Source organism: Chryseobacterium luquanense (assembly GCF_026460945.1).
GTDB lineage: Bacteria > Bacteroidota > Bacteroidia > Flavobacteriales > Weeksellaceae > Chryseobacterium > Chryseobacterium luquanense.
The window spans coordinates 17,769-35,762 of the sequence record NZ_JAOVZV010000024.1 but is presented as its reverse complement, the minus strand read 5'-3'; the positions used below and the strand labels follow the sequence as shown (position 1 = coordinate 35,762).

Below are 17,994 nucleotides of genomic sequence, written 5' to 3'. Positions count from 1 at the left end.
TTTGTAACTTACATTTAAAAATAAACGGAAGAAAAAATCCTTCCGTTGTAAATTATTGTTCAATCTCTCCTGCAAATAATTTTTTCAATTCTATAGAATCTGTAGGTTTCATTCTTCCTGAAAGAATTAAAGACAATTCTTTTCTTCTTAATGCTGCATCAAATCTTTCTACTTCAAGTTCTGTTTCAGGTTCCATTTGTGGAATTGGAATTGGTCTGTTGAATTCATCAACTGCAACAAAAGTGTAAATTCCTTTATTGGTCTGAATTTTTTTATGATTAATAGGATCATCCAACCACACATCAACATAAATTTCCATAGAAGTTCCAAATGCGCGAGAAACTTTAGATTCCATCACAACAATTCCACCTTCAGGAATCGGATGATCGAAAGAAACATGATTTACAGAAGCTGTCACCACTCTTCTTTCGCAGTGTCTTGTTGCTGAAATCGACGCACAACGATCCATTCTTGCCAACAATTCGCCTCCGAAAAGGTTTCTAAGCTGGTTGGTATCATTCGGAAGAACGATATTTGTCATCACCGTAAGAGATTCTGACGCTTTTTTTATTTTTGCCATTTAGGTTTTGATTTTTGAGTTGCCGGAACTTTTACAGATTTCACGGCTGTTTTTTTAATAGAATCCTGAATTAAAGAATCTTTTTTCAGTTGAGCCTGCTTTGTAGAATCATTAATCTTCAATTGAGCAGAATCAATTTTTACCGGAACGGTTTTTTCAATTCTTTTGGTTTTGGTTTGTACCGAAACATCATCAAAAGATTTTTTACCGAAAAGTAATTCCTGTTGCATGTAACCAAAATACAGAATTCCTAAAACCGGAATAATGAAAAGGAAAATCCACAAAATAGATTTGTTGAATTTATAATCTTTCTCTTTATTAACCGTAGGAATTGAGCTTTCATCATTTTTAATATCCGAAAAACGAATTTCTTCCAAACCATAAAAATCCGGATGATCAGATTCAAGGCGATTTCCCTTGAAAGTCAAAATTCCGTCTTCAATAAAAATAGTTCCAAGATTTTGTATTTCTAAAGTTTGCTCTGCCTGAAGTTTTTTCTTCCAGAAATCGGTCTGAACCTGCAGTTCGCTTTCAGCAGAATTCTTAGAAACACCTTTTTCGGTGCTTATAAAATTTACCAGATCATCTGATGAAACCTGATAATCTGAATGGAAAGCAATCTTGCTTGAAGGCGGAAGAATACTTCCGTTTTCAGAATTGATGACTGCCTTGGTATTTTCGAGTGAGAAAACGCCAAACTGCGGAACCACAACTGTTCCGAATTGCTTCAGATATTCTAAAATGTAAGCTGAAATATTCATTTGACCGCAAATTTATGACTTTTTCGTGACTTTTTAAGAGATTTATTTTTAGTTTAAAATGTTAAAAATCATAAATAAAATATTGAGATTTTGTTTAACTCTTAATTTAAATATAATAAAAAAGACTGCCGAAACAGTCTTTAAAAAATTTAATAAGAAAACTAACTATAATAAAGTGAAATGGTGTTTTATTGATTATTGAATTTTCCAGCTGATTCCGAACATAAAATTGGTTCCAGCCTGAGCGAAGTAAATCGGACCATTGTAAACATAACCGTTATTCACATATTTTTGATCGAAAATATTATTGACCAAAAGCTTTAAAGCGACATCGTGCTTCGAAATTTTAAAGTCATACTGTACATTAAAATCTGTCAGAAAATAATCCTTCAACAATAAACTCTGCGTCTCTGTATTGTCTAAATACTGCTTTCCAACATATTGATTCATTAAAGCAAAATGGAAATTCTTAGTAGGATTAAATTTCAGGCTTAAATTAGCAATTACATTCGGCGAAAAGGAAATTTCAGTATTTCCGAGATTATTGATTCCGCTTTCATTTTCAATTCTAAAATCTAAATTTCTGTTTTGGCTTAAACTTACATTTCCGGAAACTTCCCATTGTTTTGAAAGTTTTGCCAAAGCTCCAACTTCAATTCCTCTTCTGTAACTTTTCCCGGAATTGGTTCTGATAAATTCTCCTATATTGCTTATCTGCCCGTTTAAAACCAACTGATTCAGATAATACATATAATATATATTGGCAGTAAAAGCAACCGGACCAAACTGTTTTTCGATTCCTGCTTCCACATCATGAAGACTTTCAGATTTTACATCATTGTTTGATATTAAATCATCACGATTCGGTTCACGTTGCGCATGAGCATACGAAACAAAGACTTTTCCGTTTCCTAATTTATAATTTACACCAGCTTTTGGATTGAAAAATAACCAGTTTTTTTTCAAATTTGCGCCTTCATCATCACCTTCCATCAAAATTTTGGTATCGTAGTCGATATTTCTCAACTGTAAATCTCCGAAGAATTCAAAATCATTTACCTTAATTAAAGCTTTCGCAAAACCGGCAACTTCATTCTTAACCGAACGATTTCGGTAATATTCATGTTGCGGAATTTCAGCAAAGAAAACATCTCTTACATTACCGTAATGTCTACCATAATATTGGTTTCCGACAACCCCAAAGTTCAAATCAAGATAATCGAATTTTCCATATAAAGTAGAAACTACACCGTAGAAATCATTATTTAACCATTTTTTTCTAATAAAATCTGAAGATTTATTTCCATTAAAATCAGGCAAATTATATCTTGCGTAAGGATCACCTTGTTTATAATTCTCATAATAACCTCTTCCTTTTGTATAATGAAGCGTTGTTTCGAGATTCCAATTATCATTTAACCCTTGTTCCCAAAGCAATTGATAATGATTTTGTCTGTAATTATCGGTTTCATTATCATAAAAACCAACAATATTTTCCCAGTTTGCATCATAGATTGCTCCTGATAAATTGGTTTTAGGATTGGTTTCCCAAGTTTGACGATCAACACCATTCCAAGCTTGATATGTTTTTTCTTTTCCGCCAAAAGCCATCAAACGAAGTTTCGTTTTTCCTTCTTCAAATAGTGCTGTGAAATTGTATGAATTTAAATCTGAAGCAGCCCTGTCAATATATCCGTCAGAATGAATGTTAGAATATCTTCCCATTATAGAAAGACGATCTTTCCAGAATTTTCCAGAACCAATTTCTGCAGAGTATTTGTACGTATTAAATGATCCGTAACTGTCATCTGTTTTAAAATAAAACTTGTCTTCCGGCTCTTTTGAAATCACGTTGATACTCGCTCCGAAAGCAGAAACTCCATTATTTGAAGTTCCAACTCCACGCTGAATAACGATTTGCGACGCAGAACTCGTTAAATCCGGAACATTTACGAAAAAAGTCCCCTGACTTTCTGAATCATTGAACGGAACACCATTCATCATCACATTAATTCCTCTTCCGGCAACTCCACGAATTCTAAATCCGGTGTAACCAACCCCATTTCCGGCATCGGAAGTGGAAATAATTGAGGTCTGATTTTTCAAAAGAATAGGTAAATCCTGTCCAAGATTTCTACTGTCGAGATCTTTTTGAACATTAATAATTTCTTTGGCAACGGGAAGCCTTTTGGTGAAGTTTACAGCTTCAATTTCTCTGGCTTTCAGAGAATCTGGGTTTTGAGTTTGTGCGAAACTCAAAGAACTTGCGGTAAGTCCTAAAAAAAATAATCCTTTCATTCTTATAAATTTTAAAAATTTAATGGAATAAAAGGGGCGACTATAATTTATATCTGATAAGTTATGATTGATAAATGATTTTTAAAATATCCTTTATCATCTATTATTATCATTTATAATAAATGTTTCCCTAAACAGCATTACCTGTTCCAGGTTCATTGGGTATAATCTCAGCTCCGATTGGGGCACCCCTTTAATTTCAGCGGCAAAATTACAAAAAATATTTTAACTCAAAAATATGATTTTTTAGATATAAATTTTCACACAGAATTTAATACGAGCGATTATCAGAATCGATATAATAGTAATTTTTATCGTCTTTAGTTACATCAAACATCTTCCCCAATTTCCAGCTGTAATTTCTTTTTATGTCTGAATATTCAAATGGAATAATGATTTTATTATTAACATCAATCACTCCAAATTTATCGTTATACGTTGCGACAATCATAGGATTTGAAACATCATCACCTTCCAAAATATAGAGATACTGGTAATTGGGGTAAATAGTGAATTGATTTTTATCTGACGGATTTTTAAATTTTGAATCTTCAATAATCCCGTATTTTCCGTTGAGAATATAGGCATGAAATAGAGATTTTTTCAAATCAAACTTACATTTTCCTAAATCGTCATTTTTATATTGATATACTCTTTTGCCTGATTTATTGATTCTAAATGTAACTCCGGATTTTTCAACTGTTGCAAAATCTACCGTGCCAAATTTCTTCACTTTATCATTGGGAGAGTTTAAAAGATTGCAATCTTCACCAAAAAACATCACCAAATCATACTCCGGCTGAATCACAAATTTTCCTTTTTGATTAACAAAACCAGATTTTCCATTCTTTTTTTGCGGAATCAATAACGGAATATTTTCATTAACCATTGGAAGACCATGAGAATTTTTCTTAGTAGCCGCTGAATTAGAAACACCTTTTGACTTATTTAAATCATTAATTTTCAAAGCTTTAGACTGAGAAAAATTAAAATTAAAAAATAGAACTAAAAAACTCAACATCAATATTCTTAAAATCATCTTTCATGTAAATTTGTGCCAAAAATAGAAAATATAAAAAACATATTTATAAAGAATCTAAATAATTTAGCCTAAGAAAAAAATTAAAATTCCGTATTTTTGGAAACATTTTTAAATGTACGATAATTTTAAAACGTTTTAAGGTATCGCATTTGATTTTATCATTTAAAATCTAACAACGTTTTATCCGAAAAAGAGTTCACGGCGAAATCAATTGCAAAGTAAATTCTTACATTTTCAGAGAAAAGTCCTTATTAATATTTACCCATTGGGACAGATTATCTCACATTTTCAGAAATGTTGTAGATTATACAGCTTCTGCACTTTAACAGATGTCTACCAACCAATAATCTACCTTTAATTTTTAAAAAGAACTTCTATTTATGAATATTTATCAGGATTACATCCAAGAGATTGAAGAAAGAAAAATTCAGGGTCTTCACCCAAAACCAATTGATGGTGCTGAACTTTTAAGCGCAATCATTGCACAAATTAAAGATAAGAATAACGAATACAGAGCAGATTCTCTGAAATTCTTTATCTACAACAGTTTACCGGGAACAACACCTGCAGCAGTTGTGAAAGCTCAGTTTTTAAAAGAAATCATTTTAGGTGAATCCGTATTAGAAGAAATCACTCCTGCTTTTGCGTTTGAATTGTTATCTCATATGAAAGGTGGTCCGTCAATCAAAGTATTGTTGGATTTAGCTTTAGGAAATGATGTTGCAATTGCTAAAGAAGCTGCAAACGTTCTAAAAACTCAGGTTTTCCTTTACGAAGCTGATACGGATCGTTTAAAAGAAGCATTCCACAACGGTAACGAAATTGCAAAAGAACTTATTGAAAGCTACGCACAGGCTGAATTCTTTACAAAACTTCCTGAAGCTCCTGAAGAAATTAAAGTAGTTACCTATATTGCTGGTGAAGGTGATATCTCTACAGACTTATTATCTCCTGGAAATCAGGCGCACTCAAGATCAGACCGTGAACTTCACGGAAAGTGCATGATGACTCCAGAAGCTCAAGAGGAAATTAAAGCTTTGCAGGCACAACATCCTGACAAAAGCGTGATGTTGATCGCTGAAAAAGGAACAATGGGAGTTGGTTCATCAAGAATGTCTGGTGTAAACAACGTGGCACTGTGGACTGGTAAACAAGCGAGTCCTTATATTCCATTTGTGAATTTCGCACCAATTGTTGGTGGAACAAACGGAATTTCTCCGATTTTCTTGACTACTGTTGACGTAACTGGTGGAATTGGTATCGACCTTCAGAACTGGGTAAAAAAACTAGACGCAGAAGGAAATGTTATCCGTAACGAAAATAATGAGCCAATTCTTGAGGAAGTTTATTCTGTAGCAACAGGAACTGTTCTTACCATTAATACAAAGACTAAAAAATTATACAACGGCGATCAGGAATTGAAAGATATTTCCAAGTCATTCACGCCGCAAAAGATGGAATTTATCAAAGCTGGTGGTTCTTATGCGATCGTTTTTGGTAAAAAATTACAAACTTGGGCATCTGGGATTTTAGGAATTGAAATTCCTACGGTTTACGCTCCTTCAAAAGAAATTACAAAAGAAGGCGTTGGTCTTACTGCTGTTGAAAAAATATTTAACAAAAACGCTGTTGGTTTGGCGCCAGGAAAAATATTGCACGCTGGTTCAGACGTTCGTGTAGAAGTAAATATCGTTGGATCTCAGGATACAACGGGTTTGATGACTGCACAGGAATTGGAATCAATGGCTGCGACAGTAATTTCTCCAATCGTTGACGGTGCTTACCAATCTGGATGTCACACAGCTTCGGTTTGGGACAAAAAAGCTCAGGCTAACATTCCTAGATTGATGAAATTTATGAATGATTTCGGTTTGATCACTGCCCGTGACCCGAAAGGTGAATACCACGCAATGACAGATGTAATTCACAAAGTTCTGAATGATATTACAATTGACGAGTGGGCAATCATCATCGGAGGTGACTCTCACACGAGAATGTCTAAAGGTGTTGCTTTCGGAGCGGACTCAGGAACAGTAGCTTTAGCTCTAGCGACTGGTGAAGCATCAATGCCAATCCCGGAATCTGTAAAAGTAACTTTCAAAGGCGACATGAAACATCACATGGATTTCCGTGATGTAGTACATGCGACTCAACTGCAAATGTTGCAGCAATTCGGAGGAGAAAATGTATTCCAGGGTAGAATCATTGAGGTTCACATCGGAACACTTCCTGCTGATCAGGCATTCACATTTACAGACTGGACTGCAGAAATGAAAGCAAAAGCTTCAATCTGTATTTCTGAAGACGATACTTTGATCGAATCATTGGAAATTGCGAAAGGCAGAATCCAGATTATGATCGATAAAGGAATGGATAACCACAATCAGGTTCTTCAAGGTTTAATTAACAAAGCGAATAAGAGAATTACCGAGATCAAATCTGGCGAAAAACCAGCTTTAACTCCGGATTCAAATGCAAGTTATTACGCAGAAGTAGTGGTTGACCTTGACATTATTGTTGAGCCAATGATCGCTGACCCAGACGTAAACAACGAAGATGTTTCTAAAAGATATACGCACGACACGATCAGAGACCTTACTTATTACGGAGGCGATAAAAAAGTGGATTTAGGTTTCGTAGGATCTTGTATGGTTCACAAAGGTGACCTGAAAATTGTTTCTCAGATGCTAAGAAACATCGAACGAAGAGACGGTAAAGTTGAATTCTTAGCTCCTCTTGTAGTTGCTGCTCCAACGTATAACATCATCGATGAATTGAAAGCTGAAGGTGATTGGGAATTGCTAGAGAAATATTCAGGTTTTGAATTTGACGATAATGCTCCAAAAGGTGCTGCACGCGTTGAATACAAAAACATGATGTATCTTGAGCGTCCGGGATGTAACCTTTGTATGGGTAACCAGGAAAAAGCGGAGAAAGGAGATACCGTTTTGGCAACTTCTACAAGACTTTTCCAGGGAAGAGTAGTTGAAGATTCTGATCGTAAAAAAGGAGAATCTTTATTAGCATCAACTCCAGTGGTTGTATTGTCTGCGATCATCGGAAGAATTCCAAGTATTGAAGAATACAAAGCAGCTGTTGAGGGAATTGATTTGACGACTTTTGTACCGTCTATCAAAGAATTAGTTACTGTGGGTCACTAATTGATTTTTAAGTAAAAGTCGAAAGGCTTTTTAAATATAAAATGGAAGATTTCTTGCGAAGTCTTCCATTTTTTGTTTAGAACATTTCCATTTAAGACTCAGTATGTTATATTTTATCTTAAATCAATACCTTCAATTCTATTTTTTCTTAACTTGATAGTTAGAAATAATCTCAGTCATTCATCATTTTTATCCTTTATTAAAGATTGGAGGAACGGTATTTGATGAATTATAAAGGATTAAAATTTTCTATTTTATTTGAATAATTAATGAACTATTGAATTCTTATTTAAGTTTACTGCTTTGTAATAATTAAAAGCATTCAAAAAAAGCCATTGTGTGCTTTTGTGTTCAAGATTAATCTTTACCTTAAACAAATATTCAAAAATTAAAAATAGAGAATTACGAAAAACAGAAAAATTAAATTAAGATATGACATTCGACATTGACATGATCAAAAAAGTGTACGAACGCTATCCTGAAAGAATTGCAGCAGCAAGACAAATTACAGGAAAGCCTTTGACACTTTCAGAAAAAATTCTTTACACCCACTTGTGGGAAGGAAACGCAACAAAAGAACATGAAAGAGGAAATTCCTACGTGGATTTCGCTCCCGATAGAGTGGCCATGCAGGATGCGACGGCTCAGATGGCTCTTTTACAGTTTATGCAGGCTGGAAAAGCCAAAGTCGCTGTTCCGTCAACTGCTCACGCAGATCACCTGATTCAGGCGAGAGTGGGTGCAGAATCAGATTTACAGGAAGGAATCAATAAAAACTCGGAGGTTTTCAACTTCTTAGGCTCTGTCTGTGATAAATACGGAATCGGTTTCTGGAAACCCGGAGCCGGAATTATCCACCAGGTTGTTTTAGAAAACTATGCATTTCCTGGAGGAATGATGATTGGAACCGACTCTCATACGGTTAACGCAGGTGGATTAGGAATGGTTGCCATCGGAGTTGGTGGTGCAGATGCAGTTGACGTAATGGCCGGAATGGCGTGGGAATTGAAAATGCCAAAATTAATCGGTGTAAAGTTAACCGGTAAAATGTCTGGCTGGACCTCAGCAAAAGACGTTATCCTAAAAGTTGCCGGAATTCTTACCGTAAAAGGAGGAACCGGATGCATCGTAGAATATTTCGGTGAGGGTGCAATCTCTTTATCCGCAACAGGAAAAGGAACCATTTGCAACATGGGTGCAGAAATTGGTGCGACGACTTCGACTTTCGGATATGATGATTCGATGAGAAGATATCTCGCTTCTACCGGAAGACAGGATGTTGTAGATGCTGCAGACCAAGTTGCGGAACATTTAACGGGTGATGCTGAAGTTTATGCAAACCCTGAACAGTATTTTGATCAGGTGATTGAAATTAACCTTTCGGAATTGGCTCCTCACTTGAACGGACCGTTTACACCAGATTTGGCAACACCGGTTTCTGAATTTAAAGCAAAAGCAGAAGCGAACGGTTGGCCCATTGAAGTGGAATGGGCATTGATTGGATCGTGTACCAACTCTTCATACGAAGATTTATCAAGAGCTGCCTCCATTGTAGAAGATGCAGTGGCAAAAGGTGTAAAACCAAAAGCTATTTTAGGAATTAACCCTGGTTCTGAGCAGGTGAAATTTACCGCAGAAAGAGATGGATTCCTTGACTCTTTCAGAAAATTTGAAAATGCAAGAATCTTTACCAATGCCTGCGGACCCTGTATCGGACAGTGGGACAGAGAGGGTGCTGACAAAGGCGAGAAAAACTCAATCATTCACTCTTTCAACAGAAACTTTGCAAAAAGAGCCGACGGAAACCCAAATACCCATGCTTTCGTAGCTTCACCGGAAATGGTGGCAGCAATTGCAATCTCAGGAAGATTAGATTTTAATCCAATCACAGATACATTGACCGCTGAAAACGGTGAACAGATAAAATTAAACGAACCTAGCGGTTCTGAATTGCCTTCAAAAGGTTTTGCCGTTGATGACAATGGTTACCAAGCTCCATCTGCAGACGGTTCAACTGTTGAAGTAAAAGTAAGCCCGACCTCAGACAGACTTCAGTTACTGGAAGAATTCCCTGCTTGGGACGGTAAAAACATTACCGGAGCGAGAGTTTTAATCAAAGCTTTCGGAAAATGTACAACGGATCACATTTCTATGGCTGGACCATGGTTGAAATACAGAGGACATTTAGATAATATCTCCAACAACATGTTGATCGGCGCTGTAAACGCGTACAACATGGAAACCAACAAAGTAAAAAACCAGTTGGATGGTGCTTACGGCGAAGTTCCTGCTGTACAGAGAGCGTACAAAGCTGCAGGAATTCCTTCGATTGTTGTAGGAGATCAGAATTACGGTGAAGGTTCTTCAAGAGAGCACGCAGCAATGGAGCCAAGACATCTTGGCGTAAAAGCTGTTCTGGTAAAATCATTTGCAAGAATCCATGAAACCAACCTGAAAAAACAGGGAATGTTGGGATTGACGTTTGCTGATGAAACAGATTATGATAAAATTCAGGAAGATGACGTGGTTAACTTCTTAGATTTGGATCAGTTTGCTCCAGGAAAACAATTGACTTTAGAATTCATTCATACCGATGGAACTAAAGATATTGTTTTGGCAAACCATACCTATAACGATCAACAGATTGATTGGTTTAAGGCAGGTTCTGCTTTGAATTTGATTAAGCAACAGGAAAATTAAAATTTCTTTTAATACAACGAAAGCAACTTCAAAACTGGAGTTGCTTTTTTTTATTTTAATTTATCTAAAAGATTCATTTTATAACTTTCTCCAATCGGAATTTCGTGATTTGAGTTGAGAGTGATCTTTTTTAAACCTAAACTTTTCACCTTATCTACATTAAGAATAAAAGACTTGTGAACTCTTGTAAAATTTTCAGGAAGTTGATTTTCGAGAGACTTTAAAGTTTCCAACACAATATATTCCTGAGTTTCAGTTTTAATGTTGACATAATCTTTGATGCTCTCTACATAAAGAATTTCATTAAAATTAACACGATACTGTTGACCGGAAGATTTTACGAAAAAATGATTTGCATCTTTCGTTGCATTTAAAGGAAAACGTTCCTGAGCTTTTAGAATACTTTTATTAAATCGGTCAAAAGAAATCGGCTTTAAAAGATAATCAACCACATTGTGTTCATACCCTTCCAAAGCATATTCTGAATACGCAGTCGTAAGAATATATTTCATTTTGTCACCGACAATTTTCATGAAATTAATTCCCGTAAGTTCCGGCATCTGAATATCAAGAAAAACAAGATCCGCTTCATTTTTCTGAATAAATTCTAAAGCTTCGATCGGATTTTCTGAAGAGAATACCAATTCGAGAAACGGAATTTTTTGCACATAATTTCCGAGAAGTGAAACAGCTAAAGGTTCGTCGTCTACAACAATGCATTTAATTTTCTTCATTCTTCAAATCAATCTTTAAATCTACTGTAAAATCAGTTTCAGTTTCAACAATATTCAGTTTATATTTGTTAGGATATAAAATTTCAAGTCTCTTTTTGACATTCTCTATTCCGATTCCGGAAACGGTGTCTTTCATTTTCTCCTTTTTATAATTTAAAAGATAAAAATGCAGCATTTTATTTTCATCTGAAATTTTCATTTCAAAACCTTTATTTCTGAAATCTCCATGTTTAAAAGCATTTTCCACGAACGGGACTAAGAGCATTGGAGAAATATTCAGCATTGGATAATTTAGTTTTTTTTCTACATTCAATAGTTCAGGATGTTTTAGCCTCAGCTTTTCAAGAGCAATTAAACTGTCGAGATAACCAATTTCTTTATCCAAAGTAATAAAATCTTTTTCAAGATCTTTCGTGCTGTATCTTAATAACTGTCCCAATTCTTCAATAGCAGGCAAAGCTTTGTCTGAATTCTGATACACCAAAGAATAAATATTATTTAAAGTATTAAAAATAAAATGAGGATTAATTTGTGTCTTTAAGGCTTGGAGTTGTGAGTTTTTATTTTCTTCAATTAACCGAAGTTTTTCTCTTTCGGTTTTCAGCGCATTATTCAACAACCAAATTAGAGTTGCCACAAAAATAGCCGTGTAACTGAAGAAAATATTATCATAAATATAGTAAACCAAACTTGTTTTCTCGTGATAATTTCTAAAACCAAAAAAAACAGGAAAAAGAATCTCTTCGACAGAATACCTTAATAAACTGAAAAATAAAAAAATACCCACTATTCCACCAAAGATTGCATACAATCTCTGCTTCTTATAAACCCAAGGCATTAAAACAAAATAATTAACATAAAAAGTGGACAGATTAACGAACAGAAAAGAATAACTTAAAATATAGCTTTGAAGTTCTGCACCTGCTTCTTTCGGTAAAAATGCAAACCTGAATTGGTAATAAATAAAAAATAACCAATATAAAAGATGCAAAAGGATGATTTGCTTTTTTTTCATCGTAATTCTTTATTGTTAATAAAAATACTTTTGGAAGAGTAATAATGCAAATATATTGAAACAGCTGTTGTGTTTCTGTTTTCTAACTTTAAACAGCCTTTTTTAGGCAACCTATATTTGAATTCTGTCTTGCCCAAAATTACAGCAGGTATTTTTAGCTCAGAAACTAAAGCTATATTTTTATCTGAAAGATTTCTTATTTCTAAAGTCACAGGAGCATTTACCTTATTAATATCAATATTTTCGTTTGGAGCAATTATTATTGTTTTCCAGACATCTACTTTGTGATTACCCGCAAAAAGCTGCATAAAAATCACACCCGAAAGAAGAATTATATTTTTCATTTACCAAAAATAGATACAAAAGCATTTCTAAAACCTTTCGAATCTATGAACACCCGTTTTTCTTCGACGAAAATGTTTTAAACTGACATATTTCCCGATTGGTCGAAACCTTATTTCATCAAATTATCGTGAGATATAAATTTGTCAAAAATATTTAAAACAAATCATTATGAAATCGTCAATTCTAATAGTATTATTAACTATCTCTACTTTTTTATTCGGACAGAAAAAGCCATCTGAATATTTCCCCGATCCGAAAACCAAAGTTATGGTTGTTGGTTCGTTTCATTTTGAATATCCCAATTTGGATGCTCATAAGACTTCAAAAAGTGATCAGGTAGATGTTTTAGAACCTAAGACAGCAGCTGAAGTAACAGAGTTAATCAATTACATTAAAAAATTCAAGCCTACAAAAATCACTATCGAAGCCTGGCCGAATTGGAAAGCCAATGAAAAATTAAAAGAATATAAAGACGGCAAACACAAAGATCAGAGGGATGAGCGTTACCAACTTGCAATGCGCATCGCAACAGAACTTAAGATCAATGAATTATATAGTATTGATGCGAATTCGGTTTTGGATGATCTTACAGAAAAATTTGGTAAGAAAGACTCATTGTATTTTAAAAATCTATTAGAAGATTATGATTTTTTAAGTGACGATGCTGTTTCTAAGCAGTATAATAAATTCATTAAAAATACAGAGCCGAAAAATTTCAAATCACTCCTTGATATGTTCAAATATATGAACAGCAAAGAATATCATCAGTACGAATACGGAGCGTATTTAACCGGAGATTTTAAATTAAGAGAACACGACGGCGCAGATCTCCTTGCGTTATATTGGTATAACAGGAATCTTAGAATGTTCAGAAAAATTCAGGAGATTCCGAAAAATACTGAAGACAGAATCTTGGTTATTGCGGGAAATGGTCACGCCTCCGTTTTAAGACAACTTTTCACTTCTTCTCCTGAGTATGATTACGTTGAGTTTTCAACTTTAGATCAAAAAAAATAATTCTTCTTTTTTCGAAACAAAACTGTTCTTACTCATGAAAAAGACATTCATCATCGCCACGTCATTCTTATCCATTTCCCTTTTTGCTCAAAAACAGGATACTTTACAAGTCAAAAATATAGAAGCTGTTACTGTTAATGGAAAGAAAAAGTTACTTCTAGAAAGGAAAGCAGACCGGCTGATTTTCAATGTAGAAGCATCAATTGCTTCGCAGGGAATGGATGGTGCAGAAACCTTAGCCAATGTTCCGATGCTGAAAGTTGATGATAATTTGGGAACCATTTCTATCACAGGAAAAAGCAGTGTCAATGTTATGATTAATGGAAGGATGCTGAATCTTTCTGGAACTGCTCTTTTGAACTATCTGAAAACAATTCGTTCAGAAAACATTGCCAAAATAGAGGTCATCACTACTCCACCTGCAAAATATGAAGCGCAGGGCAACAGCGGATTAATCAATATTATTTTGAAAAAAAATCCGAATTTAGGCTGGAGTGGTTCTATAAACACGGGACTCAATCAACGGACTTATTCAAGCGGAAATATCAACGGAACGCTGAACTACCAAACTGAAAAATTGAATATCTCACTAAGAACTGGTTATCTGGACGGAGCAAAACGTTCAGAAGAAAACTATACGATTACAGGAGCTTCACAAAACTATAGCCGCTCTGTAAGAAAAGATCTGTGGAAGGAATTGACGCCCAACCTAAATCTTTCGTACAAGATCAATAAAAACTCTGAACTTGGGATGGAATACATTTATACTCATGAAAAATCCGGAATGGACATCGTTAATGAGACAAGAAATGTAAGTTCTGATTCTACTGTTGAAAATCTTCTGACCAATACTTTTCACCGTGAGAAAACTCCGACTCATACTTTAAGTGTTTATTATGATCTGAAATTAGATTCATTAGGAAAAAAACTGAGTTTTGCCGGAAATTTTTTTAAGAATAATTCTGATACCGATGTTAATTTTTCTACTTTAAAACAGAGTGATCAAACTATTCAGGATGTAAAAACAACTTCAATCGTTGCACCACAGGTTTTTTCTTTACAGGGCGATCTGGAATTACCTTTTTCATTCGGAACCATTGAAACAGGTATAAAATTCAATCAGTTTAAAAATTCAACCGATCTTCAGTATTTCAACATCATCAACAACCAATATATTCCGGATTTGCAAAGAGCCAATTTATTTGAATATCAGGAAGAAAATTATGCTGCTTATTTTAGTTATGCTAAAAGTTTCGGTGAACATTGGGAAACAAAAGCCGGACTTCGTTATGAAAACACACAGGCAAAAAGTTTTACCCCGTTGACCAACATTGGCAATTCATACAATTACGGGCAATGGTTTCCCTCTGCTTTTATTTCATACAAAGAAAAGAAAAATGTTTTCAGTCTTTCTTATTCAAGAAGAATCAATCGGCCAAGTATGAACAATCTCAATCCTTTCAGATGGTATGAGAATCCTTATTCTTATTCTTCAGGAAATCCATTGTTAAAACCATCTTACATTAATAACTTAGAATTGGGATATACATACAACAGCAAATTTTCTGCAAGCATTTACTATTTAAAACTTAAAAACGGTTTCGGACAACTCTCGTTATTAGACGGGATTTCACAAATCGGGACTTATCTTAATTATTACGATAATAATTTTTATGGATTTAATGCTTCTTACACCGATCAGTTTTTCAAAATTTGGGAAGCAAGTTTATCATTAAATGGCTCGTTAACCGATTCTAAAGTGTATAACATTGATGCTCAGCCACAAAAAGGGCATTCTGTAAGTTATTCTTTTAACAACACTTTTACGTTAAATAAAAACAAGACGTTGTACTTTTTTCTGAATTACAGTCAGGATTTACCTTACCAAAACGTGAATTCTTCTTTTCATAATTTTTCAAATTTAAATTCGGGAATAAAAATTTCTCTGATGGAAAAACAACTGCAGATCAATGCAACCGTAACCAATATTTTTGCTCAAAAATATCAAGGCGATATCTATTTCAGCAATAACAGCCAGCATTTTAATAATTACTGGGATGGAAGAGGTTTCCGTTTAAATGTAAATTATACATTAGGGAATTATAAAAAGAAAGTCACTACAAAAAGCATCAATTTTGAAGAAAAAGACAGAGCTCAATAAAGTTTTGTAACAAATCTAATTTTTCAACGTCTAACAGAATAGATTTACTCACATTATGAAGAAAACTTTATTTGCTCTCTCACTTTTAGGTTCAGTTTTAAATTTCGCTCAGGAAACTAAAGACAATAAAGAAACCAAGGAAAAAGAAATCGAAGGCGTTGTTATCACCAAAACTAAAAAAGCCGTTGAGCAAAAAGCTGACCGTACGATTTTTGATTTTTCTGAACAGCCCAGCTTAAATTCCGGTTCTTTAATGGAAGGGGTAAAAAAACTTCCTGGTTTGGTGGTATCTGATATGGTAGGAATGATGTATCAGGGAAAGCCACTCGATGTTTACATGGATGGAAGACCTTTGAACATTTCAAGTAATGAACTGAATGCTTTTCTGGAAGGAATGCCCGCAAATTCGGTTGACAGAATTGAAATCATTACGCAACCCGGCGCAGAATTTCCTGCAACTTCTGGAGGTGCTATTTTAAATATTATTACAAGCAAGTCGGCAAAAAATTACCTGACTGCAGTTTACAATGGAGGTTACCGTTTTTCAAGTTATGATAAATACAGAAGCAGGTTTAATAATTCCATAGCTTTAAACTCAAGAAATAAGTGGTTTGGGTGGCAGGTAAATCTTGGGCAATATTACCGTGAGAGTTTATCCCTTTCTGAGTTTGATAATTTAAGCAGAAATAATTCTAGTTCTTTAGGAAGAACATATTATATGAATTCGGCTTTCACTTTTGAACTTGGAAAAGACAGATTGTTGTTAAACTACGACATTAATCACAACAACGGCGGTTCGTCTGTTGTTACTGATGAATTTTTAAACGGAGTGACACGGTCTAATTTTTCGAGTGATTCCAAAGGTTTAAGACAGGAAGTTGCGGCAACGTATCAGAAAAAATTTGAAGACAAAAATAAAAAGCTTGATTTTAAAGCAATTTACACCAACAGCGATTCAGAGTTTAATCAATTTGGAGCTAAATCATTAAACAACTCTTCTTTATTTAATTTATATAATTTCAAAATCGATTATTCACAGCCTCTGAAGATTCTGGATGAAGGAAAAGTAAGCTTCGGAGGATTATTTGACCAGCAAAATTTTGAAACAAAAGATGGAAGTCTTGTGAATCTTGATTACACAAGACAGACTACTTCTGCCTATTTGGAATTTCAGGCAACTTTAAAGAAGTTTGATTTTATCGCCGGAGCAAGAGCTGAGAATTATGACATCACAGGAATTACAAGATTCTATGACAAAAACAATGTTTTAAAGGAAGCTAATTTAAACCCATTCAAAAAGTTTAAAGTTTTTCCAAATGCAAGTGTGCAGTATAATTTGATGAAACAGCTTTTTGTAAACTTAAATTACAACAAGAAAATCAGCCTGCCAAGTGTTTCGCTTCTAAACCCAAACAACAATACACTCACAACAGAAACACTTACATCAACCGGTAATCCCAATCTACAGCCGACAATTTATGACAATGCGGAAATCAAAATCAGCGCATTTGATTATGCCTACATTGGCTATAACACAAGTTGGGTGAAGAATCAGATTGTTCAGAAAGTTTCAAGGGAAGGCAATTTAATCAGAAACGAACAGGTACAGGTCAACAGCATCAGAACACATAACTTCAATTTCGGAATGCCGATTCCGTTTATGCTTTTCACAACGCCTTTCAGCGAGCTGATGAAATTTAATGTAAACCCTGATAAAATGAACTTATTATATGTTTATACAGGATATCAGATTCAGGAAATGCCGGATATTAAATCAAAAGGTTTCTGGATTTTCAGTTTGATGGGACAGTTTATTCTTCCAAAAGACATCAGACTTCAGGCGAATTATAACGTGATACCAAAAGGAGGAAATTTCTATTATTTTCAAATTGAGAAACCTTTGAACAATGCTTTTGATCTAACAATATCAAAAAAGTTCATGGCCGACCGTCTTAATCTTTCCCTCTATGCAAGAGATATTTTTAATCAGAATAAAAGTGTCATTGTAGCGAATTCTTTAGGTGGAAAAGTATTTACATCAAACAAATTCGACAGCAGAAGTTTCGGGATTACCGTCAATTATAAAATTCCAACCAAAAATAAACTGGCTAAAGAAGATCCTAATATGATTAAGCAAACCACCCAAAGTGAAAATAACGGTGGTATTTTGCAACAGTAAA

At 34.4% G+C, this 17,994-nt stretch carries 12 protein-coding genes; 5 read left to right on the top strand and 7 right to left on the bottom strand.

What is annotated here, in order from left to right; all coding sequences use genetic code 11:
• Positions 1-52: 52 nt before the first annotated feature.
• The 4 genes from OEA66_RS18950 to OEA66_RS18935 all read right to left on the bottom strand — a co-directional run bounded on the left by OEA66_RS18950 (position 53) and on the right by OEA66_RS18935 (position 4,678).
• Positions 53-580: an acyl-CoA thioesterase gene (locus OEA66_RS18950; protein ID WP_267282878.1), complete on the bottom strand. Its 528-nt coding sequence runs from the start codon at positions 578-580 to the stop codon at positions 53-55.
• Positions 568-1,341 carry an HU domain-containing protein gene (locus tag OEA66_RS18945; protein ID WP_267282877.1) on the bottom strand — a complete coding sequence of 258 codons (774 nt, stop codon included), beginning with the start codon at positions 1,339-1,341 and terminating at the stop codon, positions 568-570. The genes OEA66_RS18950 and OEA66_RS18945 overlap by 13 nt, the downstream gene beginning before the upstream one ends.
• 195 nt (positions 1,342-1,536) lie before the next feature.
• Positions 1,537-3,639: a TonB-dependent receptor gene (locus OEA66_RS18940; RefSeq protein WP_267282876.1), complete on the bottom strand. Its 2,103-nt coding sequence runs from the start codon at positions 3,637-3,639 to the stop codon at positions 1,537-1,539.
• A gap of 271 nt (positions 3,640-3,910) precedes the next feature.
• Positions 3,911-4,678 (bottom strand): WG repeat-containing protein, encoded by a 768-nt coding sequence (locus OEA66_RS18935; RefSeq protein WP_267282875.1) that lies wholly within the window; start codon positions 4,676-4,678, stop codon positions 3,911-3,913.
• Between the two features lie 383 nt (positions 4,679-5,061).
• On the opposite strand from OEA66_RS18935, the gene OEA66_RS18930 reads away from it, so the two are divergent.
• The gene (locus OEA66_RS18930; protein ID WP_267282874.1) at positions 5,062-7,842 is read left to right on the top strand and encodes a bifunctional aconitate hydratase 2/2-methylisocitrate dehydratase; all 2,781 of its coding nucleotides are present in this window, start codon (positions 5,062-5,064) and stop codon (positions 7,840-7,842) included.
• A gap of 432 nt (positions 7,843-8,274) precedes the next feature.
• A complete protein-coding gene (locus tag OEA66_RS18925; protein ID WP_267282873.1) occupies positions 8,275-10,542 on the top strand; it encodes an aconitate hydratase in 2,268 nt (755 codons plus the stop codon).
• Between the two features lie 50 nt (positions 10,543-10,592).
• Here the strand turns inward: OEA66_RS18925 and OEA66_RS18920 are convergent, their stop codons facing one another.
• Genes OEA66_RS18920 through OEA66_RS18910 form a run of 3 tightly spaced genes read right to left on the bottom strand, consistent with a single transcriptional unit; the run spans position 10,593 to position 12,635 of the window.
• Positions 10,593-11,276 carry a LytR/AlgR family response regulator transcription factor gene (locus OEA66_RS18920; protein ID WP_267282872.1) on the bottom strand — a complete coding sequence of 228 codons (684 nt, stop codon included), beginning with the start codon at positions 11,274-11,276 and terminating at the stop codon, positions 10,593-10,595.
• Positions 11,263-12,291 (bottom strand): sensor histidine kinase, encoded by a 1,029-nt coding sequence (locus OEA66_RS18915; RefSeq protein ID WP_267282871.1) that lies wholly within the window; start codon positions 12,289-12,291, stop codon positions 11,263-11,265. The genes OEA66_RS18920 and OEA66_RS18915 overlap by 14 nt, the downstream gene beginning before the upstream one ends.
• The gene (locus tag OEA66_RS18910) at positions 12,288-12,635 is read right to left on the bottom strand and encodes a hypothetical protein (RefSeq protein WP_267282870.1); all 348 of its coding nucleotides are present in this window, start codon (positions 12,633-12,635) and stop codon (positions 12,288-12,290) included. Before OEA66_RS18910 ends, OEA66_RS18915 begins: the two co-directional genes overlap by 4 nt.
• Positions 12,636-12,804: 169 nt before the next feature.
• On the opposite strand from OEA66_RS18910, the gene OEA66_RS18905 reads away from it, so the two are divergent.
• From OEA66_RS18905 to OEA66_RS18895, 3 genes are read left to right on the top strand one after another with little or no spacing between them, the layout of a single operon-like run.
• Complete coding sequence (locus OEA66_RS18905; protein ID WP_267282869.1) at positions 12,805-13,653, top strand: DUF5694 domain-containing protein; 849 nt, start codon at positions 12,805-12,807, stop codon at positions 13,651-13,653.
• Between the two features lie 34 nt (positions 13,654-13,687).
• Entirely contained in the window at positions 13,688-15,814 is a 2,127-nt protein-coding gene (locus tag OEA66_RS18900) for a TonB-dependent receptor domain-containing protein (protein WP_267282868.1), read from the top strand.
• Positions 15,815-15,869: 55 nt separating this feature from the next.
• The gene (locus OEA66_RS18895; RefSeq protein WP_267282867.1) at positions 15,870-17,993 is read left to right on the top strand and encodes an outer membrane beta-barrel protein; all 2,124 of its coding nucleotides are present in this window, start codon (positions 15,870-15,872) and stop codon (positions 17,991-17,993) included.
• Position 17,994: the final 1 nt, after the last annotated feature.

Bases quoted from the DNA above. Each gene is read 5' to 3' on its own strand.
- OEA66_RS18950 (WP_267282878.1), bottom strand. From the start codon at position 580: ATGGCAAAAATAAAAAAAGCGTCAGAATCTCTTACGGTGATGACAAAT.
- OEA66_RS18945 (WP_267282877.1), bottom strand. From the start codon at position 1,341: ATGAATATTTCAGCTTACATTTTAGAATATCTGAAGCAATTCGGAACA.
- OEA66_RS18940 (WP_267282876.1), bottom strand. From the start codon at position 3,639: ATGAAAGGATTATTTTTTTTAGGACTTACCGCAAGTTCTTTGAGTTTC.
- OEA66_RS18935 (WP_267282875.1), bottom strand. From the start codon at position 4,678: ATGATTTTAAGAATATTGATGTTGAGTTTTTTAGTTCTATTTTTTAAT.
- OEA66_RS18930 (WP_267282874.1), top strand. From the start codon at position 5,062: ATGAATATTTATCAGGATTACATCCAAGAGATTGAAGAAAGAAAAATT.
- OEA66_RS18925 (WP_267282873.1), top strand. From the start codon at position 8,275: ATGACATTCGACATTGACATGATCAAAAAAGTGTACGAACGCTATCCT.
- OEA66_RS18920 (WP_267282872.1), bottom strand. From the start codon at position 11,276: ATGAAGAAAATTAAATGCATTGTTGTAGACGACGAACCTTTAGCTGTT.
- OEA66_RS18915 (WP_267282871.1), bottom strand. From the start codon at position 12,291: ATGAAAAAAAAGCAAATCATCCTTTTGCATCTTTTATATTGGTTATTT.
- OEA66_RS18910 (WP_267282870.1), bottom strand. From the start codon at position 12,635: ATGAAAAATATAATTCTTCTTTCGGGTGTGATTTTTATGCAGCTTTTT.
- OEA66_RS18905 (WP_267282869.1), top strand. From the start codon at position 12,805: ATGAAATCGTCAATTCTAATAGTATTATTAACTATCTCTACTTTTTTA.
- OEA66_RS18900 (WP_267282868.1), top strand. From the start codon at position 13,688: ATGAAAAAGACATTCATCATCGCCACGTCATTCTTATCCATTTCCCTT.
- OEA66_RS18895 (WP_267282867.1), top strand. From the start codon at position 15,870: ATGAAGAAAACTTTATTTGCTCTCTCACTTTTAGGTTCAGTTTTAAAT.